Genomic DNA, 18,381 nt, shown 5'->3' on the forward strand with positions numbered 1-18,381 from the left:
CTCAGCCGACGACCGTCCAGGTGTCGCCGCCCGCGAGGAGCGCGGCGAGGTCGCCCTTGCCGTTCTGTTCGATGGCCGCGTCGAGCTGGTCGGCCATCTGCGTGTCGTAGACCGGTCGGTCCACCGAGCGGAACACCCCGATGGGCGTGTGGTGCAGGGTGTCGGGGTCGGCGAGCCGGGACAGCGCGAACGCGGTGGTCGGGGACGCGGTGTGCGCGTCGTGGACGAGGATCTGCGAGGCGTTCTCGGGGGTCACGGTGACGACCTTGAGGTCACCGGTGCGCTGGTCGCGGACCACCCCGCGGGCGCCGTCGGTGCCGAAGCGGATGGGCTGCCCGTGTTCGAGGCGGATGACGGCTTCCTCGGCCTGCTGCCTGTCCTTGAGGACTTCGAAGGCGCCGTCGTTGAAGATGTTGCAGTTCTGGTAGATCTCCACCAGGGCGGTACCGGGGTGGGCGGCCGCCTGCCGCAGCACGTCGGTGAGGTGCTTGCGGTCCGAGTCCACGGTCCGGGCCACGAAGGACGCCTCCGCGCCGATCGCCAGCGACACCGGGTTGAAGGGCGCGTCCAGCGAACCCATCGGCGTCGACTTGGTGATCTTGCCGACCTCGGACGTCGGGGAGTACTGGCCCTTCGTCAGGCCGTAGATACGGTTGTTGAAGAGCAGGATCTTCAGGTTCACATTGCGGCGCAGGGCGTGGATCAGGTGGTTGCCGCCGATGGACAGGGCGTCGCCGTCACCGGTGACGACCCACACGGACAGGTCGCGGCGCGAGGAGGCGAGCCCGGTCGCGATGGCGGGAGCGCGGCCGTGGATGGAGTGCATCCCGTAGGTGTTCATGTAGTACGGGAAGCGGGACGAGCAGCCGATGCCCGAGACGAAGACGACGTTCTCCTTCGCCAGGCCGAGTTCGGGCATGAAGCCCTGGACGGCGGCGAGGATCGCGTAGTCACCGCAGCCGGGGCACCAGCGCACTTCCTGATCGGACTTGAAGTCCTTCATGGACTGCCTGGCCTCGGCCTTGGGGACGAGAGAAAGCGCCTCGATCGTGCCCGAGCCTTCCGTTGACGTGTCAGCCATCGATGGCCTCCTTGAGAGCCGCGGCGAGCTGCTCAGCCTTGAACGGCATGCCGTTGACCTGGTTGTACGAGTGCGCGTCCACCAGATACTTCGCCCGGACGAGGGTGGCGAGCTGACCGAGGTTCATCTCGGGGATCACCACCTTGTCGTAACGCTTCAGCACCGCGCCGAGATTCCGCGGGAAGGGGTTGAGATGACGCAGATGGGCCTGCGCGATCTGCTCCCCCGCGGTGCGCAGCCGGCGGACCGCCGCGGTGATCGGCCCGTAGGTCGAACCCCAGCCCAGGACAAGGGTGTTGGCTGCTGTCCCGGTTCCCGCGGTGGGGTCGTCGACCTCGAGGTCGGGGACGTCGATACCGTCGATCTTGGCCTGGCGGGTACGGACCATGAAGTCGTGGTTGGCCGGGTCGTAGGAGATGTTGCCGCTGCCGTCCTGCTTCTCGATGCCGCCGATCCGGTGCTCCAGGCCGGGTGTTCCGGGGATGGCCCACGGGCGGGCAAGAGTCTGCGGGTCGCGCTTGTACGGCCAGAAGACCTCGGTGCCGTCGTCCAGGGTGTGGTTGGGACCCTGGGCGAACTGCACGCGCAGATCGGGGAGTTCGTCGGTATCCGGGACGCGCCACGGCTCGGAGCCGTTGGCCAGGTAACCGTCGGAGAGCAGCAGTACGGGCGTCCGGTACGTCAGCGCGATCCGGGCCGCCTCCATCGCCGCGTCGAAACAGTCGGCCGGGGTTCGCGGGGCGACGATCGGCACCGGGGCCTCGCCGTTGCGCCCGTACATCGCCTGGAGCAGGTCGGCCTGTTCGGTCTTGGTCGGCAGGCCGGTGGACGGTCCGCCGCGCTGGATGTCGATGACGAGCAGGGGCAGTTCGAGGGAGACGGCGAGCCCGATCGTCTCCGACTTCAGCGCCACACCGGGACCGGAGGTCGTCGTCACCGCGAGCGAGCCGCCGAAGGCCGCGCCCAGTGCGGCACCGATGCCCGCGATCTCGTCCTCGGCCTGGAAGGTGCGTACCCCGAAGTTCTTGTGCTTGCTCAGCTCGTGCAGGATGTCGGAGGCCGGGGTAATGGGGTAAGAGCCCAGGTAGAGCGGCAGATCGGCCTGCCGGGAAGCGGCGATCAGGCCGTACGACAGGGCGAGGTTCCCGGAGATGTTCCGGTAGGTGCCGGTCGGGAAGGTCTTCGAGGCCGGAGCGACCTCGTACGAGACGGCGAAGTCCTCTGTCGTCTCACCGAAGTTCCAACCGGCCCGGAACGCCACGAGGTTGGCGGCCGCGATCTCGGGCTTCTTGGCGAACTTGGTCCGCAGGAACTTCTCGGTTCCCTCGGTCGGCCGGTGGTACATCCACGACAACAGACCCAGCGCGAACATGTTCTTGGAACGCTCGGCCTCCTTGCGGGAGAGCTCGAACTCCTTGAGCGCCTCGACGGTCATCGTCGTGAGCGGGACGGGATGGACGTTGTAGCCGTCCAGCGAGCCGTCCTCCAGCGGGTTGGTCGCGTAGCCGACCTTCTGCATCGCCCGTTTGGTGAACTCGTCCGTGTTGACGATGATCTCGGCGCCGCGCGGCACATCGGCCATGTTCGCCTTCAGGGCGGCCGGGTTCATGGCCACGAGGACATTGGGCGCGTCGCCCGGAGTGAGGATGTCGTGGTCGGCAAAGTGCAGTTGGAAAGACGAAACGCCCGGCAGGGTGCCTGCGGGCGCGCGGATCTCGGCAGGGAAGTTCGGCAGGGTCGAGAGGTCGTTGCCGAAGGACGCAGTTTCCGATGTGAAGCGGTCGCCGGTGAGTTGCATACCGTCGCCGGAGTCCCCCGCGAACCGGATGATGACCCGGTCGAGCCGGCGGACGTCCTTCGCCCCCGGCGGTTTGCGCTGTTCTCCTACGACTGCTTCGTCGGCCTGTTCCGTTGGGCTGCTGACCTTGCTCGTCACTGAACTGGACCTCCTTTGAGGCGGCTGTCCGGGAGTGGCCTTCCCGAAGACCCTTCCTTTTTCAACCCTACGTCGGTAAGGGTCGCCTTCCTTGGGCCATTCACATGATGGACGTGATTTTGAGACGCCTGACACCCTGACTTGTCACGATTTTTCCCGCCCCCGGGTCCTTTCTGTGAATGACGCTCCCCGCTCACCCTTTGGTTCTGCTCGACAACTGACAGACTGTCAGCTCGTCACGAGTTCAGGTACGTGAGGACGGCCAGAACACGCCGGTGATCCCCGTCACTTTGCGACAGGCCGAGTTTCTGGAAGATGTTGCTGACGTGCTTCTCGACGGCTCCGTCGCTGACCACCAGCTGACGGGCGATGGCGGAGTTCGTCCGGCCCTCGGCCATGAGCCCGAGAACCTCCCGCTCCCTCGGCGTCAGCCCGGCCAGCACGTCCTGCTTGCGGCTGCGGCCGAGCAGCTGCGCCACGACCTCCGGGTCGAGCGCGGTACCCCCCTGGGCCACCCGCACCACCGCGTCCACGAACTCGCGCACCTCGGCGACCCGGTCCTTGAGCAGATAGCCGACGCCGTGACTCGAACCGGCCAGCAGTTCGGTGGCGTAGCGCTCCTCCACGTACTGCGACAGCACGAGCACACCGAGTCCCGGATGGGCCTTGCGCAGCTGCACGGCCGCCCGCACGCCTTCGTCGGTGTGCGTCGGCGGCATCCGTACGTCCGCGACCACGACGTCCGGCAGCGCGTCCTGTGCGGCGAACTCGGTGATGGTCTTGATCAGCGCCTCGCCGTCCCCGACCCCCGCCACGACGTCGTGCCCGCGGTCGGTCAGCAACCGGGTCAGGCCCTCCCTGAGCAGCACTGAATCCTCGGCGATGACGACCCGCACCCTGTCCTCCACGATTCCTCGGCCCCCCAGAGCCCGCCCCGGGCCGCCCCCGGCTCCGCCGGGTTCGGTCCCGCTCGTACGACAGACCCCAGCATTCCAGCATTCGGACCGGGACGCGCCCGAGCGACGTGAATAGGGGTCCTGGAGTGGGTCTGGGGTGAAGCCTGGCGTGGGCCTGGGGTGGGCTTGGAGGGGTCCTGCTCGAAGGGTTGATTTTTCGGTCCTGGATGCCCGGCAGATCTCCGGCGCCCCGCCGCCGGACCTTGCGCCCGGGGGCGGGGCTTCGCTACCCCGTCGGGGTAAGTGCTGCGCTGCGCCGGGCTGGGCTTCGCTACCCCGTCGGGGTAAGTGCTGCTCTGCGCCCGGCGGGGCATCGCTACCCCACTGGGGTACGTGCGCGGGCATTCCACTGCGCGCGAGTACCCCGGTGGCGTGCACCGGGGCAGCCGCAGCGCCGGGTGTCTCAGCCCCGCCAGGGCAGCTCCGCCGTGATCCGGGTGGGACCGGCCACCGGCGAGTCCACCACCAGAATTCCGTCGACCGCGTCGAGCCGCTCCGCGAGCCCCGCCAGGCCCGACCCCTCGGAGGCATCGGCCCCGCCGACCCCGTTGTCGCCGACCTGGATCATCAGCCGGTTCTCGACCCGCCACACATCCACGGTCGCCCGCGTCGCACGGGAGTGCTTGCTGACGTTCTGCAGCAGCTCGGAGACGGTGAAGTAGGCGATCCCCTCGATCGCGGGCGCCGGCCGCGCCGGCAGATCCACCTCCACCTGGACCGGCACCGTGCACCGCGAGGCCACCGAAGACAGAGCGGCGTCGAGCCCGCGGTCGGTCAGCACCGCCGGATGGATACCGCGCGCGAGGTCCCGCAGCTCCTGCAGCGCCGTCTTGACCTCGCCGTGCGCCTCGTCCACCATCCGCGCCGCGGCCTCGGGGTCCTCGGTCAGCTTCTCCTTGGCGAGCCCCAGGTCCATCGCGAGGGCGACGAGCCGGGCCTGCGCCCCGTCGTGCAGATCGCGCTCGATACGGCGCAGATCGGCGGCGGCCGTGTCGACCACGACCCCCCGGTCGGACTCCAGCTCCACCACACGCGTGGCCAGCCGCGAGGGGCCGAGCAGGCCGCGCACCATGAGCCGGTCCACACTCGTCAGCGCCCGCACGATCCACGGGGTCGCCATCGTGAAGAGCAGTCCCACCAGCGCGGTCACCGTGATCTCGAACGGGTTGTCGAGATAGATGGAGTGCGTCCCGTCGCCGTACAGCTGGAGTCCGCCCTGCCCGCCGTACATCGGGAAGACCCAGAACCACAGCGGATACGTCAGCAGCGCCCACCCGTACGTCCAGAAGGTCAGGGCCACGACGAAGGAGAACACCGACCACGGGAACTGGATCACCGCGTACAGCAGGTGCCGCCAGGACGTGCCGCTCTTGAGCACGGCGCCCATCCACGCCATCGCCCCGTGCTTCTTCATCCTCAGCGGCTCCGGCTCGGCCACCTCGACACCGAGCAGCCCGCGCGCCCGGTCCCGCTCCAGGGAGCCGAAGCCGCGGCAGCCGGCCAGCGCGGCGGCGAGCACCGGGACACCCAGGAAGGTGATCAGCAGGCCCGCGCCGAGCGAGACCATCGTGACGGCGAACGTGAACATGATGATCCCGAGCGGCAGGCTCAGCATCACATAGCCGAACTCGCGCCAGCTGCGGGCCTCGATCGGCGCCCGCAGCGGGGCCGGAAGACGGTGCCGCCGCTTGCCGGCACCCGCCTCGTCGAATCCGGGACCGCTCCGGTGCCCGTATCCGTGTCCGTACTCCGTGGCCATCGGTTCGTCCGTTCTCTCGTCTCGTCCTGCGCCTCGACTCGACTCGTTCCGCGCGTCGACTCCTCCCTCAACCCTGCCGCCCGGGACGCCCGCCGGACATGGAGCGGATCGGCGTCTTGAACGGGGGGTTTTCCCTACCTCCGTGAGCCCGGGCGGGCAGGGCCTCCACTCGAGGCCCTGCCTCCAGGGTCCCCCGTGCCTGATCCTGCCGGAGGTGTCCTGCCGGAGGTGTCCAGCCGGAGGTCTCCATCGAGTGAACCGGGGCGCGCTCAGCCTTCCCCGGCCTGCTGCCCGCATGGGCCCCGTTTACTGCGCGGGCTCGTTCCGACGGTTACTGTGCGGGCTCGTTCCGACGGTTACTGTGCGGGCTCGTTCTGGCGTTCCCGCCACGGCAGTTCGGCCGTGATGACCGTCGGGCCGCCCACCGGTGAATCGACGACGAACACTCCGTCCACCGCGCCGAGCCTGTCCGCGAGCCCCGCCATACCTGTACCGCCGTCGAGGCCGGCCCCGCCGCGGCCGTCGTCCCGGACCTGGATGAGCAGGCGCTCGTCCGTCCGCCAGACGTCGACGGACGCGGACCTCGCCCCGCTGTGCTTGCTGACGTTCTGGAGCAGCTCGGAGACGGTGAAGTACGCGATGCCCTCGATGGCGGCGGCCGGCCGCGTCTCCAGTTCGGCGGTCACCTTCACGGGCACGGTGCACCGCGAGGCGATCGAGGAGAGGGCGGCGTCCAGGCCCCGGTCTGTGAGGACCGCCGGATGGATGCCGCGGGCCAGATCACGCAGTTCCTGAAGGGCGAGCTTCACCTCGCCGTGCGCCTCGTCGACCATCGACGCCGCGGCGTCGGGGTCCTCCAGGAGCTTCTCCTTCGCCAGGCCGAGCCCCATCGCGAGATTGACGAGCCGGGCCTGCGCCCCGTCGTGCAGATCGCGCTCGATGCGGCGCAGATCGGCGGCGGCCGTGTCGATCACGACCCCGCGGTCCGACTCCAGTTCGGCGATGCGCCGCTCCAACTCGTCGGAGGGCGACAGCAGCCCGCGCACCATCGCCCGGTCCACGTTGGTCAGCCCCCGTGCGATGAACGGCAGCACCGGCCACAGCACGAACAGCGATACGAGCGTCACCGTGAAGGTGACGATGCCCCAGGGCAGCCGTATCAAGTCGTACAGCACCGCCCGCCAGCCCACCGGGTCCTTCAGGCTCGACCACAGCCAGCCGAAGAAGCCGGTCCGGCGCACCGGCAACGGGCTCGGCTCGTCGATCCGCAGCCCCAACAGCCCCCGCGCCCGCGCCCGCTCCGCCTTGCCCAGCTGCCGCGAACCCCGCAGACCGGCCGCGAGCAGCGGCAGTCCGACGACCGTCACCGCGAGCCCCGCGCCCGTGGCGAGCATCGTCACCACGTATACGAATCCGATGATCGAGGCCGGCAGGTTCGCCAGGAGATGGGCGATCTCCAGCCAGGTCTGCCGGTCGAGGGCGAGTCTCGCGGAGGGGAGCCGGTCACCGTCGGACGGATCGTCCGGCGGGCTGGTGGGCGCGATGCGTTCGGTCATATCCGCTAGCCTGCCCGGCGGCGCGCCGCCGCGCCATGAGGTGGGCCGCCGCGATGCACTGGGGATAACCCCACCACCAGGGCGGGTGACGCCGGACGTGACGACGAGGTGGCAGGGGACGGGACGACGAACGGGACGACGAACGGGACGACAAGGTGTCGCCGGACGTGACGGCGAGCGGTACCCGGATGCGACGACGGTCCGGAACAGGGTGTGACGGCGAGGTGGCACTCGGATGCGACGACGGCCCGGCAGAGAGCGCGACGCCGGTCCGGCACAGGATGCGACGACGGTCCGGCACGCGATGTGACGACTAGGTGCCGCCGGGACGCGTTCACACCGTGAGACGTGAACGCGTCACCGGTGGTCGAGGGATGGTCGAGGCGTGACGGGCTGCTTACGCTCTCTTTAGCAGGCCCTAGACTCCCGTCCGTACAGATCGTCGAACATGGCGCATCACAGAGTGCGCGGCGGCGCACGACGGGGCGCAACGAGGTCAGGGAGTGAGGGGCTGACGTGCCGGAACCGACCGTTCTCGCGGCGACCGGGGCCGTCGTCGCGGCGGACTACTTCCAGTCCTACTCGGTCGTCGGGCTGCTCGTCGTCGTGGGCGTGCTGTTCGTCGCCGTCGCCTTCGGGGCCGGCCGCCTGCTGCGGCCCGTGGTCCCGACCCCCGAAAAACTCCTGACGTACGAGTGCGGCGTCGACCCCGTCGGCGAGGGCTGGGCCCACACCCAGGTCCGCTACTACGTGTACGCCTTCCTCTACGTCATCTTCGCCGTCGACTCGATCTTCCTCTTCCCCTGGGCCACGGTCTTCGCCGCTCCCGGCTACGGCGCCGCGACGCTCGCCGAGATGTTCATCTTCCTCGGCTTCCTGGCCGTGGGCCTGCTGTACGCATACAAGAAGGGCGTCCTGACATGGACGTGAACTCCTCCGCCCCGGAACAGCCGGTGCTGCTGCCCGAGCCGAAGCGGCTCGGAGCGCTCGCCCGGCTTGCCCCTGAGCCCATGAAGGTGGTCCTGAACTGGGGCCGCCGCTACTCGCTCTGGGTCTTCAACTTCGGCCTCGCCTGCTGTGCGATCGAGTTCATCGCTGCGTCGATGGCCCGCCACGACTTCATCCGCCTCGGCGTGATCCCGTTCGCGCCGGGCCCCCGCCAGGCCGACCTGATGGTGGTGTCGGGCACCGTCACGGACAAGATGGCGCCCGCCGTCAAGCGTCTGTACGAGCAGATGCCCGAGCCGAAGTACGTCATCTCCTTCGGCGCCTGCTCCAACTGCGGCGGCCCGTACTGGGACTCCTACTCCGTCACCAAGGGCGTCGACCAGATCATCCCCGTCGACGTCTACGTCCCCGGGTGCCCGCCACGCCCCGAGGCCCTGCTCCAGGGCATCCTCAAACTCCAGGAGAAGATCGCCCGGGAATCGCTGGGGGAGCGGTACGCGTCCGATGCGCCGCGTCCGTCGACGGCGGCACTCCAGAGCGGCCTGGTGAAGCCACCGGCATCGCCCACGGAGAAGCCGGCCCCGTCCCAGGACGGTCCGGCCGCATCCGAGCAGGGTTCGGCCGCATCCGAAGCGGGTTCGGCCGCATCCGAAGAGGGTCCGGCCGCCACCGGGAGCAAATCGACCACCCATCAGGCGGATCCGACCGCTCCTGAGGCAGATCCGACTGCTTCCAGGGCGGCTTCGACCGCTCCTGAGGCAGATCCAACTGCTCCCGGGGTGGCTTCGACCGCTCCTGGGGTGGATTCGACCGCCCCCGGCGAGGAGGACCGATGAACGTCGGCTGGCTCCCCGGCCCCGCCGAGGAACTTTTCGGCCCAGACGCCACGGCCGAGGAGTCGTACGAGGTCCTGACGGTCGACGTGCCGCCGGCGTCCTGGATCGCGGCGCTCGAGACGGCCCGCGACACCTTGGGCTGCACCTACTTCGACTGGCTGAGCGCCGTCGACGAACCCGGCATGGGCTTTCGCGTCTCGGCCCACGTGGTGGCACTGTCTCCGGTACGCCGCCTCCTCGTCCGTACGACCGTCCCGCACGCCGCCCCGGTCCTCCCGTCGGCGGTCTCCGTGTACGCGGGCGCCGCCTGGCACGAGCGCGAGACCCACGAGATGTTCGGAGTGGCTTTCGAGGGCCACCCCGGCCTCGACCCCCTGCTCCTGCCGGAGGGCTTCGAAGGCCACCCGCTCCGCAAGGACTTCGTCCTGGCCGCCCGTGTCGCCAAGGCCTGGCCCGGAGCGAAGGAACCCGGCGAGTCCGAGCACGGCGGCCCGAAGCGCCGCCAGATGCTGCCGCCCGGCGTCCCCGACCCCAACGAGTGGGGCCCCCTCAAGGGCCAACTCCCCCCGGCTCCGTCCCGCCCGGCCCGTGGCGCGGCCCGCCCCGCCGGCGACCGCCCGGTCCGCAGGGCCCGCACGGCGGGGGAGGGTTCGGCCAGTCAGGCGCCTGCCGCACCCGCCGAGGCAACCGCGGGCGCTACGGGCGCAGGTGCGGCTCCCGCCGGGGCGGAAGCCGCGCGACCCGCACGCCGAGCCCGCAGCGCAAGCCAGGGCTCCGCGACCCAACGGGCACAACAGACACCCCCTTCGGACCCGACGCCTCCTTCGGACCCGACGCCTCCTTCGGACCCGACGCCTCCTTCGGACCCGACAAATCCCCCGGAATCCACGGCACCCTCGGATCCGACGGCTTCCTCCGCGCCGACGGCTACCTCCGAACCGGCCGCCCTGGAGAGTGCCTCTCGGCCGGCCGAGTCCGACTCGGCGCCGACGTCCGTCAGAAGGCCTGCCGCACCGCGCGGCTCCGATGCTCCATGGCACCAGGCGAAGCCCGCGTTCGACGACTCGGAGCCGAAGGCGGAACGGGGACCGAAGCCCGAGGCGAAGCCGGAACCGAAGCCCGAGGCAGGGCCTGCCCCGACCCCTGAGGCGAGGCCCGAGGCCGAGCCGGAGCCCGAGCCGGATTCCGGGCGTGCGCCCGAGCCCCGGCCGGAGGCGACGCCCGAGCCGGGGTCTGAGCAGGAACCCGGTCAGGAGCCGAAGGCGAAGCCCGGCCCCGATCCGAAATCCGCCGATCCGAAATCCCCCGCCTCGAAATCCCCCGACCCGGAGTCGATCCCCGCTCCCGGATCGAACCCCGCCCCCACCCCCGACGACCCCTCCGGAGGTACGCAGTGAACGACGCTCCCGACGTCGCCCTACGCCTCCTCGTCGTCTTCGTCGTGTTCCTGACGTTCCCCCTGATCGTCGGCCAGACCGAGCACAAGGTGATGGCCCACATGCAGGGCCGCCTCGGCCCGATGTACGCGGGCGGCTTCCACGGCTGGGCCCAACTCGTCGCGGACGGCGTGAAGTTCGCGCAGAAGGAAGACATCGTCCCCACGGGCGCGGACCGGCGTATCTTCCAGCTCGCCCCCGCGGTGGCTCTCCTCCCGTACCTCCTGGTCCTCCTCGTCATCCCGATCGGCCCGGGCGAGGGCGCGGTCGGCGAGGTCGTCGACGCGGGCATCTTCTTCGTCCTCGCCGTCATGGGCGTGGGCGTCCTCGGCTCGCTCATGGCGGGCTGGGCGTCGGCCAACAAGTTCTCCCTCCTCGGAGGCCTGCGCACCGCCGCCCAGCTCCTCGCGTACGAGCTCCCGATGCTCCTGACCGCGGCCTCGGTCGCGATGGCGGCCGGCACGGTCTCCCTCCCGGGCATCGTGGACGCCTTCCAGTGGTGGTGGCTGCCCTGGCAGATCGTCGGCGCGATCGTGTTCTTCGTCGCCGGCCTCGCCGAACTCCAACGGCCCCCCTTCGACATGCCCGTCGCCGACTCCGAGATCATCTTCGGCGCGTACACCGAGTACACGGGCCTGCGTTTCGCCCTGTTCCTGCTCGCCGAGTACGCCGGGATCGTCGTCCTGTGCGGCCTGACCACCGTCCTCTTCCTGGGCGGCTGGCACGGCCCCTGGGGCGCCGACGGCCTCGGCTGGGTCTGGACCCTCCTGAAGAGCGCGATCCTCGCCTTCGTCGTCATCTGGCTCCGCGTCACCTACCCCCGCCTGCGCGAGGACCAGCTCCAGAAACTCTCCTGGACCCTCCTCGTCCCTCTGTCCCTCGCCCAGATCGCCCTCACCGGCATCGTCAAGGTGGTGATCGCGTAACCATGGCCCCCATTCCTGGCTCCGGCCTCGCCAAGGGCCTGGCCGTCACCCTCCGCACGATGACGAAGAAGACCGTCACCGCGCAGTACCCGGACGCCCAGCCCGAACTCCCGCCCCGCACCCGCGGTGTCATCGCCCTCTTCGAAGAGAACTGCACGGTCTGCATGCTGTGCGCTCGCGAGTGCCCGGACTGGTGCATCTACATCGACTCCCACAAGGAGACGGTCCCGCCCGCCGCCCCGGGTGGCCGCGAGCGCAGCCGCAACGTCCTCGACCGCTTCGCCATCGACTTCTCCCTCTGCATGTACTGCGGTATCTGCATCGAGGTCTGTCCGTTCGACGCGCTGTTCTGGACCCCGGAGTTCGAGTACGCGGAGACCGACATCCACGAACTCACCCACGAACGCGACAAGCTCCGCGAGTGGATGTGGACCGTCCCGGCTCCGCCGGCCCTCGATCCAGGCGCCGAAGAACCCAAGGAAATCGCCGCCGCCCGCAAGACCGCCGACAAACTCGCCACCGCAGCACAGGCCGAGCAAGCCGAACAGGCAGCTCAGGCAGCTCAGGCCGAGCAGGCCAAGCATGCCGACGCCGAGCAGGCAGTTCAGACCGAGCAGGGCGGGCGGACAGGGCAGGCGACGCCGGAGACGCAGGCCGACCCCTCGGCATCCGCTCCGGCCGAGCCCCCGGCAACACCCCCCTCCGGTCCGCAGGAGGGACAGTCGTGACCTTCGCAGCAGCCACGGCCACGGCGGCCCACGCGACCACCGCCGTCGCCGCCGAACACCACGGCTTCCTCTCCCCGACCGGCGTCGAGATCGCCTTCCTCCTCGTCGGCCTGCTCACCTTCGGCGCCGCGATCGTCACCGTCACCACGAAGCAGCTGGTGCACGCCGCACTGTGGCTGGTGGTCGCCCTCGGCGGCCTGGCCGTCGAATACCTGCTGCTGACAGCCGAGTTCATCGCCTGGGTGCAGGTCCTCATCTACGTCGGTTCCGTCGTCGTCCTCCTCCTGTTCGGTCTGATGCTCACCAGGGCCCCGATCGGCCGCTCCCCGGACGCCGACTCCGGAAACCGCTGGGCCGCGCTGACCGTGGCCGTCGCCTCGGCCGGCGCCCTGGTCTGGGTCGTCGTCGACGCCTTCCGCACGACCTGGGTCGACCTGAACGGCGCCGCCGCCGGTTCCACCGAAGTGACCGGAGCGAGCCTCTTCCAGAACTGGGTCCTCCCCTTCGAAGCGCTCTCCGTCCTCCTCCTCGCCGCCCTGGTCGGCGCGATCGTCCTCTCCCGCAAGGCGAAGGCGGACGCCGCCGCGACGACCACGAAGACCACCACCCCGCGCGTCCCCGGAAGCCGCGACGGCAAGCAAGACAAGGAAGGTGTCCGCTGATGCACCTCGCCTATCCCGCCGTGCTCGCCGCTCTCCTGTTCTGCACGGGCCTGTACGGAGTCCTCGCCCGCCGCAACGCGATCCTGGTCCTGATGTCGGTCGAGCTGATGCTCAACGCCGTCAACCTGAACCTCGTCGCCTTCGACGTCTGGCTCTCCAAGGCCGCCCGCGACACGCTGCACTCCGGCCAGGCACTGACCCTGTTCACCATCGCCATCGCCGCCGCCGAGATCGGCATCGGCCTGGCGATCGTCCTCGCCGTGTACCGCAACGGCGGCACGTCGGACATCGACAAACTCCGCGACACCGCCGAGGGCCACGGCCCCGACGACCCCGACAGCGACGCCCCCGCGGCCGAGAAGGCTGAGGCCACCGCGTGACCACGACCACCCTGGCCGTCCTCGTCCCCCTCCTTCCGTTTCTCGGCGCCGTCGCCGGACTCCTCCTCGGCCGCACGGCCCCGGGCTTCGTCCGCCCGCTCGCCGTCCTGCCGACCCTCGCGTCGCTCGTCCTCGCCGTGCTGGTCGCGGTGCACCAGGGCGGCGGCCGGGCCATCGACACGCACACCGAACTCACCCCGACCGGCTCGGTCCCCATCGAACTGGGCCTGCACATCGACGGCTTCGCGGCCCTCGTCGCCGTACTCGTCGGCGTGGTCGCCACCTGTGTGCAGATCTACTCGACGGGCTACCTGCGCGACGACCCGCGCTACCCCTCGTACGCCGCTCTCGTCTCCCTGTTCACCTCCGCGATGCTGCTCGTCGTCTACTCGGGCGACCTGATGGTGCTTCTGGTCGGCTGGGAGGTCATGGGCATCTGCTCGTACTTCCTGGTCGGCCACTACTGGGAGACACCCGAAGCCCGCGCCGCCTCCCTCAAGGCCTTCCTGGTTACCAAACTCGGCGACGTCCCCTTCCTCATCGGCCTGTTCGCCCTGGCCACCGACTCCGGCTCCTTCCAGATCACGACGGTCCTCGGCACCGTGGCGAGCGGCGGACTGCACCACCCGACCGTGGTCGCCCTGCTGCTCCTCTCGGGCGTGGCGGGCAAGTCCGCGCTGTTCCCGCTGCACACCTGGTTGCCCGACGCGATGGCGGGCCCCACACCCGTCTCCGCGCTGATCCACGCAGCGACGATGGTCGCCGCCGGTATCTACTTCGTCGCCCGGCTCCTCCCCGTCTTCCAGGCCTCCGCGGCCGCGATGGTCGTCCTCGCCGTCATGGCCGGCGTCACGATGGTCGGTTCGGGGCTGGCGGCGCTCGCCCAGGACGACATCAAGCGGGTCCTCGCATACTCGACGATCGGTCAGCTCGGCTACATGGCCGGCGCCCTCGCCGTCGGCGACCGCGGTGCCGCCGTCTTCCACCTCCTCGCGCACGGCGCCTTCAAGGCGCTGCTGTTCCTCGCCGCCGGCGTGATCATCCACGCCTCCGGCACCAACTCGCTGGCCGTCATGTCCCGGATGAAGGACCTGCGCACCCGCGTCCCGGACGCCTACTGGACGATGACCGTGGCGCTGCTCGCTCTCGCCGCGATCCCTCCCTTCAGCGGCTTCTTCTCCAAGGAAGCCGTCCTCGGCGCCGCCGAACACGTCGCCACCGGCCACACCGAACAGGCCCCCGGCGCCTCCGGCTGGATCGTCCTGGTCACCGGTCTGGTCACCGCCGTCCTCACCGCCGCGTACGCGACCCGGCTGTGGCTGCTGGCCTTCCGGGGCCACGGAACCGAGGCCCCGGACCACGGCAGGCAACCGATCACCATGACGGCCGTGCTGTGGGGGCTCGCCATCCCCTCGCTCGCGTTCGGTCTGGCGTTCGGCCCGCTGCCCGACTGGTTCGACGGCCGCGACCTGACGCCGGTTCTCACCACCTCGGTGCTCGGCACGGGACTCGCCCTGGTCGGCGGGATCGTCACCTACGGAGCCTGGAGGCACACCACGGCCCTCGCCGCAGGCGTCCCGATGGGCGCGGTCGCGGCCCACCCCGGTGCCGATGCCGGACAGGTCGAGGCCGAGGCCATCGCCGGCCACGCACCCGCTTTCGGAGGCGTGGCCTACGCCCCCGACCCGGCGGACCCGGGCCGCCTGCTGCTCGGCCCGCTGCACCGCCACGCGGCCGTCGGCTTCCACCTCGACGCCGTGTACACCGTGCTGTTCGTCCGTCCGGTCCAGGCCGGAGCCTCGCTCGTCCGGTTCCTCGACCGAGAGGTCGTCGAGACCTATGTACGCGGCGCGGGCGCCCTACCCCGCTGGCTCGGCACGGCCGTACGGCGTGCGCAGACCGGCAATGTGCAGACCTATGTGAGCGCGCTGCTCGCCGGCACCGTCGTCCTGGTGGTCGCCGCCCTCCTCGTCGCCACGGGAGCGTGAGCAGGCGTGATCGATATCAGTGAATCCGTGATGCAGATTCTTCTCGCGTTGATCGTCGTCGGCCCGCTCATCGGGGCCGCCGCCACCCTTCTGCCCGCACCGCCCGGGCTGAAGGGGAAGTCGCCCGAGCAGGCGGTGCTGCGGCACGGCGTGACCGTCACGGGCGTGGTCCTCATCGCCGCGATCGTCCTCGCACTCGGCTTCGACCACGACCATCCGTCGAAGATGCAGGCCACGACGGACATCAGCTGGATCCCCGCACTCGACGTGCGGATCCACCTCGGCATCGACGGCATTTCCCTCCCCCTTCTGGTCCTGACCGCGCTGCTGACCTTCCTCTGCGCGCTGTACTCCTACTTCAAGATGCCCGCGGGCCCGACCCCGAAGGCATTCGTCGCGCTGCTGCTCGTCCTCGAGTCCGGCACGCTCGCGACCTTCGCCGTCCTCGATCTGCTGCTGTTCTTCCTCGCGTTCGAGACGGTCCTCGTCCCGATGTACTTCCTCATCGCCCGCTGGGGCGGTGCCCAGCGCCAGGCCGCGGCCTGGAAGTTCATCCTCTACACCCTGCTCGGTTCGGTCGTCATGCTGCTCGGCCTGCTCCTGATCGGAATCAAGGCGGGCACATTCGACATGGTGGCACTCGCCACTGACAACGGCCGGTCGCTGAGTACATCCGTGCAGGTCACCGCCGTTCTGGCGATCGGAATCGGGCTCGCGGTCAAGACGCCGATGTGGCCGCTGCACAGCTGGCTGCCGGACGCCCACACCGCTGCCCCGACCGTCGGCTCGGTCCTGCTGGCCGGCGTCATGCTGAAGATGGGCACGTACGGGTTCGTCCGGATCCTCCTGCCCATCGCACCGGACGGCTTCCGGACCTTCGCCCCCTACCTCGCCGCCTTCGCCGTGGTCGGGATCATCTACGGCTCCCTGGCCTGCCTGGCCCTCGCCAAACAGGGCGCGAAGGGCGACCTCAAGCGGCTCATCGCCTACTCCTCCGTCGGCCACATGGGCTTCGTCCTGCTCGGCATCTCGACGATGACCCCGACCGGCGTGAACGGCGCGCTGTTCGCCAACATCGCCCACGGCCTCATCACCGGCCTCCTCTTCTTCCTCGTCGGAGCGCTGAAGGACCGCACGGGTACCAGCAGCCTCGACGCCCTCGCCGAAGAGACGGGCGCCGCGCTGTACGGCAAGGCCCCACGCCTCGGCGGCCTGCTGGCGTTCGCCGCGGTCGCCTCGCTCGGGCTGCCGGGCCTGGCCGGGTTCTGGGGCGAGATGCTGGCGCTGTTCGGCGCGTTCGAGCCCGCCGCCGGCCTCAGCCGTCCCGCTTATCTGACGTTCATGACGATCGCCGCGTTCGGCACACTGCTCACCGCCGCGTACATGCTCATCGTGGTACGCCGCGTCTGCATGGGCGCGACGCCGCAGGAGTCGCCGAAACTCGCCGACGTCCAGAACTACGAGTTCGCCGCTTGGACGCCACTCGTCGCCCTCACCGTCGTCTACGGGTTGTGGCCCCGGGCCCTGCTCGGCCTGACCGACCCGGCCGTACAGCAGCTCCTCGCAGGAGGCACCCGATGAGTCCCCTGGTCCAGTCCGTCGACTGGCTCGCCATCGCGCCGCCCACCCTCGCGGCGGTCGTCGGACTCGTCGTGCTCGTCACCGATCTCTTCATCGGCGACGCGAGGAAGGCCGTCCTCGGCTGGATGTCCGTGGCGGGCCTCGCCGCGTCCGCGCTGTTGCTGCTGCCCCTGCGGGACGGCGACCGGGCCACGTTCTGCCTGACGGGCGACGCCGACACCTGCAGTTACGTGGCGGACCGCTTCACCCTGGCCATTCAGCTCCTGGTTCTCGGCGGCGCGCTCCTCGTCGCCCTGCTGTCGGTCACCGCACTGAAGGACGCCGACAGGGAACTCCCTGAAGGGGAGTACTGGTTCCTGCTGCTCTCCTCGGCCGCCGGCGCCGCTCTGCTGCCCGCCTCCCGTGACCTCGCGACCCTCATCGTCGCCCTGGAAGTCGCCTCGCTTCCCGCCTTCGCGCTCGTCGGCATCAAGCGCGGCGACAAGAAGTCCTCGGAAGCGGCCTTGAAGTTCTTCCTGTCCTCCGTCACCGCGACCGCGGTGAGCCTGATGGGCGTCAGCTTCGTCTACGCGACGACCGGCACCCTCTACCTCACGCAGATCGCGGACCGGATCCAGCACGTCGACGGCCAGTTCAACACCCTCGCCCAGACGGGCGTCGTCCTCACCCTCGTCGGTTTCGCCTTCAAGACGGCCGCCGTGCCCTTCCACTTCTGGGTTCCCGACACCTACGTAGGGGCGCCCCTTCCGATCGCCGCCTACCTGTCGGTCGTCGGCAAGTCGGTCGGCTTCTCCGGACTGATCCTCGTCACCGTCGTCGCCTTCCCGTCGTACGCGGACGTCTGGGGCCCGGCGCTGGCAGCGCTGGCAGCCCTCACCATGACGGTGGGGAACGTCGGCGCCCTGCGACAGCAGTCCACGCGCGCGTACAGCGCGGTAAGGCTGCTCGCCTGGTCCTCCGTCGGCCAGGCCGGCTACCTCCTGGTCCCGATCGCGGCCGCCGCCTACTCCAAGAACGCCGAAAAGGCCATCGGCTCCACCGTCGCGTACGCCCTCATGTACGCCGCCGTGAACCTCGGCGCCTTCGCCGTGGCCGCCCTGGTGGCCCGCCGAAGCCCTCTCAACCGCATCAGCGACTACCGGGGCCTGTACGCCGAGAGCCCCCTCTCCGCGCTGGTCCTCGGCTTCTTCCTGCTCTGCCTCGCCGGTCTGCCGCCGGGCATCATCGGCCTCTTCGCCAAGGTGACCGTCTTCGCGGCGGCCGTCGACGCGGGGCTCGGCTGGCTGGCCGTCGTCATGGCCGTCAACGTGGTGATCGCGCTCTTCTACTACCTCCAGTGGACGACGCTGCTCTTCCGCGCTCCCGAAGGCGAGCCGGGCACGCACCGAGCACCGGTTCCGCTCACCGCGGCCATCGCCGTGACGGCCGTCCTGGGTGTCGTCCTGTCCGGGGCGCCCCAACTGATCCTGCGCTTCTCGGAGACCGTTCTCTTCTGAAGCGATTTTCCGAAGCGTCTCCTCTGAACCGGCGACCGGTTCCGCGACCCGATCCCAACCGGTTTCGCCGCCCGGTCCAACCGGCTTCCCCGCCCCGTCCAAGTGGCACGCG

Annotated in this window: 14 protein-coding genes and 1 pseudogene; 10 read left to right on the top strand and 5 right to left on the bottom strand. The window is 70.0% G+C overall.

The features are described from left to right. Nucleotide 1: 1 nt before the first annotated feature. The 5 genes from ACFYR3_RS20240 to ACFYR3_RS20260 all read right to left on the bottom strand — a co-directional run bounded on the left by ACFYR3_RS20240 (nt 2) and on the right by ACFYR3_RS20260 (nt 7,288). Nucleotides 2-1,081: a 2-oxoacid:ferredoxin oxidoreductase subunit beta gene (locus tag ACFYR3_RS20240; protein ID WP_389284126.1), complete on the bottom strand. Its 1,080-nt coding sequence runs from the start codon at nt 1,079-1,081 to the stop codon at nt 2-4. Continuing rightward, nucleotides 1,074-3,017 (bottom strand): 2-oxoacid:acceptor oxidoreductase subunit alpha, encoded by a 1,944-nt coding sequence (locus ACFYR3_RS20245; protein WP_389284128.1) that lies wholly within the window; start codon nt 3,015-3,017, stop codon nt 1,074-1,076. The genes ACFYR3_RS20240 and ACFYR3_RS20245 overlap by 8 nt, the downstream gene beginning before the upstream one ends. 236 nt (nt 3,018-3,253) lie before the next feature. Further along, the gene (locus tag ACFYR3_RS20250) at nt 3,254-3,913 is read right to left on the bottom strand and encodes a response regulator transcription factor (RefSeq protein ID WP_315903659.1); all 660 of its coding nucleotides are present in this window, start codon (nt 3,911-3,913) and stop codon (nt 3,254-3,256) included. Between the two features lie 463 nt (nt 3,914-4,376). Then, nucleotides 4,377-5,732 (bottom strand): sensor domain-containing protein, encoded by a 1,356-nt coding sequence (locus ACFYR3_RS20255; protein WP_355840713.1) that lies wholly within the window; start codon nt 5,730-5,732, stop codon nt 4,377-4,379. Between the two features lie 356 nt (nt 5,733-6,088). Beyond that, nucleotides 6,089-7,288 carry a sensor domain-containing protein gene (locus ACFYR3_RS20260; protein WP_355840712.1) on the bottom strand — a complete coding sequence of 400 codons (1,200 nt, stop codon included), beginning with the start codon at nt 7,286-7,288 and terminating at the stop codon, nt 6,089-6,091. 516 nt (nt 7,289-7,804) lie between these two features. On the opposite strand from ACFYR3_RS20260, the gene ACFYR3_RS20265 reads away from it, so the two are divergent. The 10 genes and pseudogenes from ACFYR3_RS20265 to ACFYR3_RS20310 all read left to right on the top strand — a co-directional run bounded on the left by ACFYR3_RS20265 (nt 7,805) and on the right by ACFYR3_RS20310 (nt 18,269). Next, the gene (locus ACFYR3_RS20265) at nt 7,805-8,218 is read left to right on the top strand and encodes an NADH-quinone oxidoreductase subunit A (RefSeq protein ID WP_355840711.1); all 414 of its coding nucleotides are present in this window, start codon (nt 7,805-7,807) and stop codon (nt 8,216-8,218) included. Continuing rightward, nucleotides 8,209-8,800, top strand: a pseudogene (locus tag ACFYR3_RS20270) (NADH-quinone oxidoreductase subunit B); the annotation flags it as partial. The gene ACFYR3_RS20265 and the pseudogene ACFYR3_RS20270, both read left to right, overlap by 10 nt. Before the next feature lie 268 nt (nt 8,801-9,068). Further along, complete coding sequence (locus ACFYR3_RS20275) at nt 9,069-10,469, top strand: NADH-quinone oxidoreductase subunit C (protein WP_389284131.1); 1,401 nt, start codon at nt 9,069-9,071, stop codon at nt 10,467-10,469. After that, nucleotides 10,466-11,434 carry a complex I subunit 1 family protein gene (locus ACFYR3_RS20280; RefSeq protein ID WP_355840709.1) on the top strand — a complete coding sequence of 323 codons (969 nt, stop codon included), beginning with the start codon at nt 10,466-10,468 and terminating at the stop codon, nt 11,432-11,434. Before ACFYR3_RS20275 ends, ACFYR3_RS20280 begins: the two co-directional genes overlap by 4 nt. 2 nt (nt 11,435-11,436) lie before the next feature. Beyond that, complete coding sequence (locus ACFYR3_RS20285; RefSeq protein ID WP_389284133.1) at nt 11,437-12,162, top strand: NuoI/complex I 23 kDa subunit family protein; 726 nt, start codon at nt 11,437-11,439, stop codon at nt 12,160-12,162. Continuing rightward, nucleotides 12,159-12,824: an NADH-quinone oxidoreductase subunit J gene (locus ACFYR3_RS20290; RefSeq protein ID WP_355840707.1), complete on the top strand. Its 666-nt coding sequence runs from the start codon at nt 12,159-12,161 to the stop codon at nt 12,822-12,824. Before ACFYR3_RS20285 ends, ACFYR3_RS20290 begins: the two co-directional genes overlap by 4 nt. After that, nucleotides 12,824-13,204: an NADH-quinone oxidoreductase subunit NuoK gene (gene nuoK, locus ACFYR3_RS20295; RefSeq protein WP_389284135.1), complete on the top strand. Its 381-nt coding sequence runs from the start codon at nt 12,824-12,826 to the stop codon at nt 13,202-13,204. Before ACFYR3_RS20290 ends, nuoK begins: the two co-directional genes overlap by 1 nt. After that, nucleotides 13,201-15,192, top strand: coding sequence for an NADH-quinone oxidoreductase subunit L (locus tag ACFYR3_RS20300; RefSeq protein WP_389284137.1), 1,992 nt, complete (start codon nt 13,201-13,203; stop codon nt 15,190-15,192). The genes nuoK and ACFYR3_RS20300 overlap by 4 nt, the downstream gene beginning before the upstream one ends. A gap of 6 nt (nt 15,193-15,198) precedes the next feature. Beyond that, a complete protein-coding gene (locus ACFYR3_RS20305) occupies nt 15,199-16,773 on the top strand; it encodes an NADH-quinone oxidoreductase subunit M (protein WP_355840704.1) in 1,575 nt (524 codons plus the stop codon). Beyond that, the gene (locus ACFYR3_RS20310; protein ID WP_389284139.1) at nt 16,770-18,269 is read left to right on the top strand and encodes an NADH-quinone oxidoreductase subunit N; all 1,500 of its coding nucleotides are present in this window, start codon (nt 16,770-16,772) and stop codon (nt 18,267-18,269) included. The genes ACFYR3_RS20305 and ACFYR3_RS20310 overlap by 4 nt, the downstream gene beginning before the upstream one ends. Nucleotides 18,270-18,381: the final 112 nt, after the last annotated feature.

It is taken from the genome of Streptomyces sp. NPDC005784 (genome assembly GCF_042871525.1).
GTDB lineage: Bacteria > Actinomycetota > Actinomycetes > Streptomycetales > Streptomycetaceae > Streptomyces.

Excerpts from the sequence above, each read along its gene's own strand:
- ACFYR3_RS20240 (WP_389284126.1), bottom strand. The coding sequence starts at position 1,081 with ATGGCTGACACGTCAACGGAAGGCTCGGGCACGATCGAGGCGCTTTCT.
- ACFYR3_RS20255 (WP_355840713.1), bottom strand. The coding sequence starts at position 5,732 with ATGGCCACGGAGTACGGACACGGATACGGGCACCGGAGCGGTCCCGGA.
- ACFYR3_RS20260 (WP_355840712.1), bottom strand. The coding sequence starts at position 7,288 with ATGACCGAACGCATCGCGCCCACCAGCCCGCCGGACGATCCGTCCGAC.
- ACFYR3_RS20275 (WP_389284131.1), top strand. The coding sequence starts at position 9,069 with ATGAACGTCGGCTGGCTCCCCGGCCCCGCCGAGGAACTTTTCGGCCCA.
- ACFYR3_RS20285 (WP_389284133.1), top strand. The coding sequence starts at position 11,437 with ATGGCCCCCATTCCTGGCTCCGGCCTCGCCAAGGGCCTGGCCGTCACC.
- nuoK (WP_389284135.1), top strand. The coding sequence starts at position 12,824 with ATGCACCTCGCCTATCCCGCCGTGCTCGCCGCTCTCCTGTTCTGCACG.
- ACFYR3_RS20310 (WP_389284139.1), top strand. The coding sequence starts at position 16,770 with ATGAGTCCCCTGGTCCAGTCCGTCGACTGGCTCGCCATCGCGCCGCCC.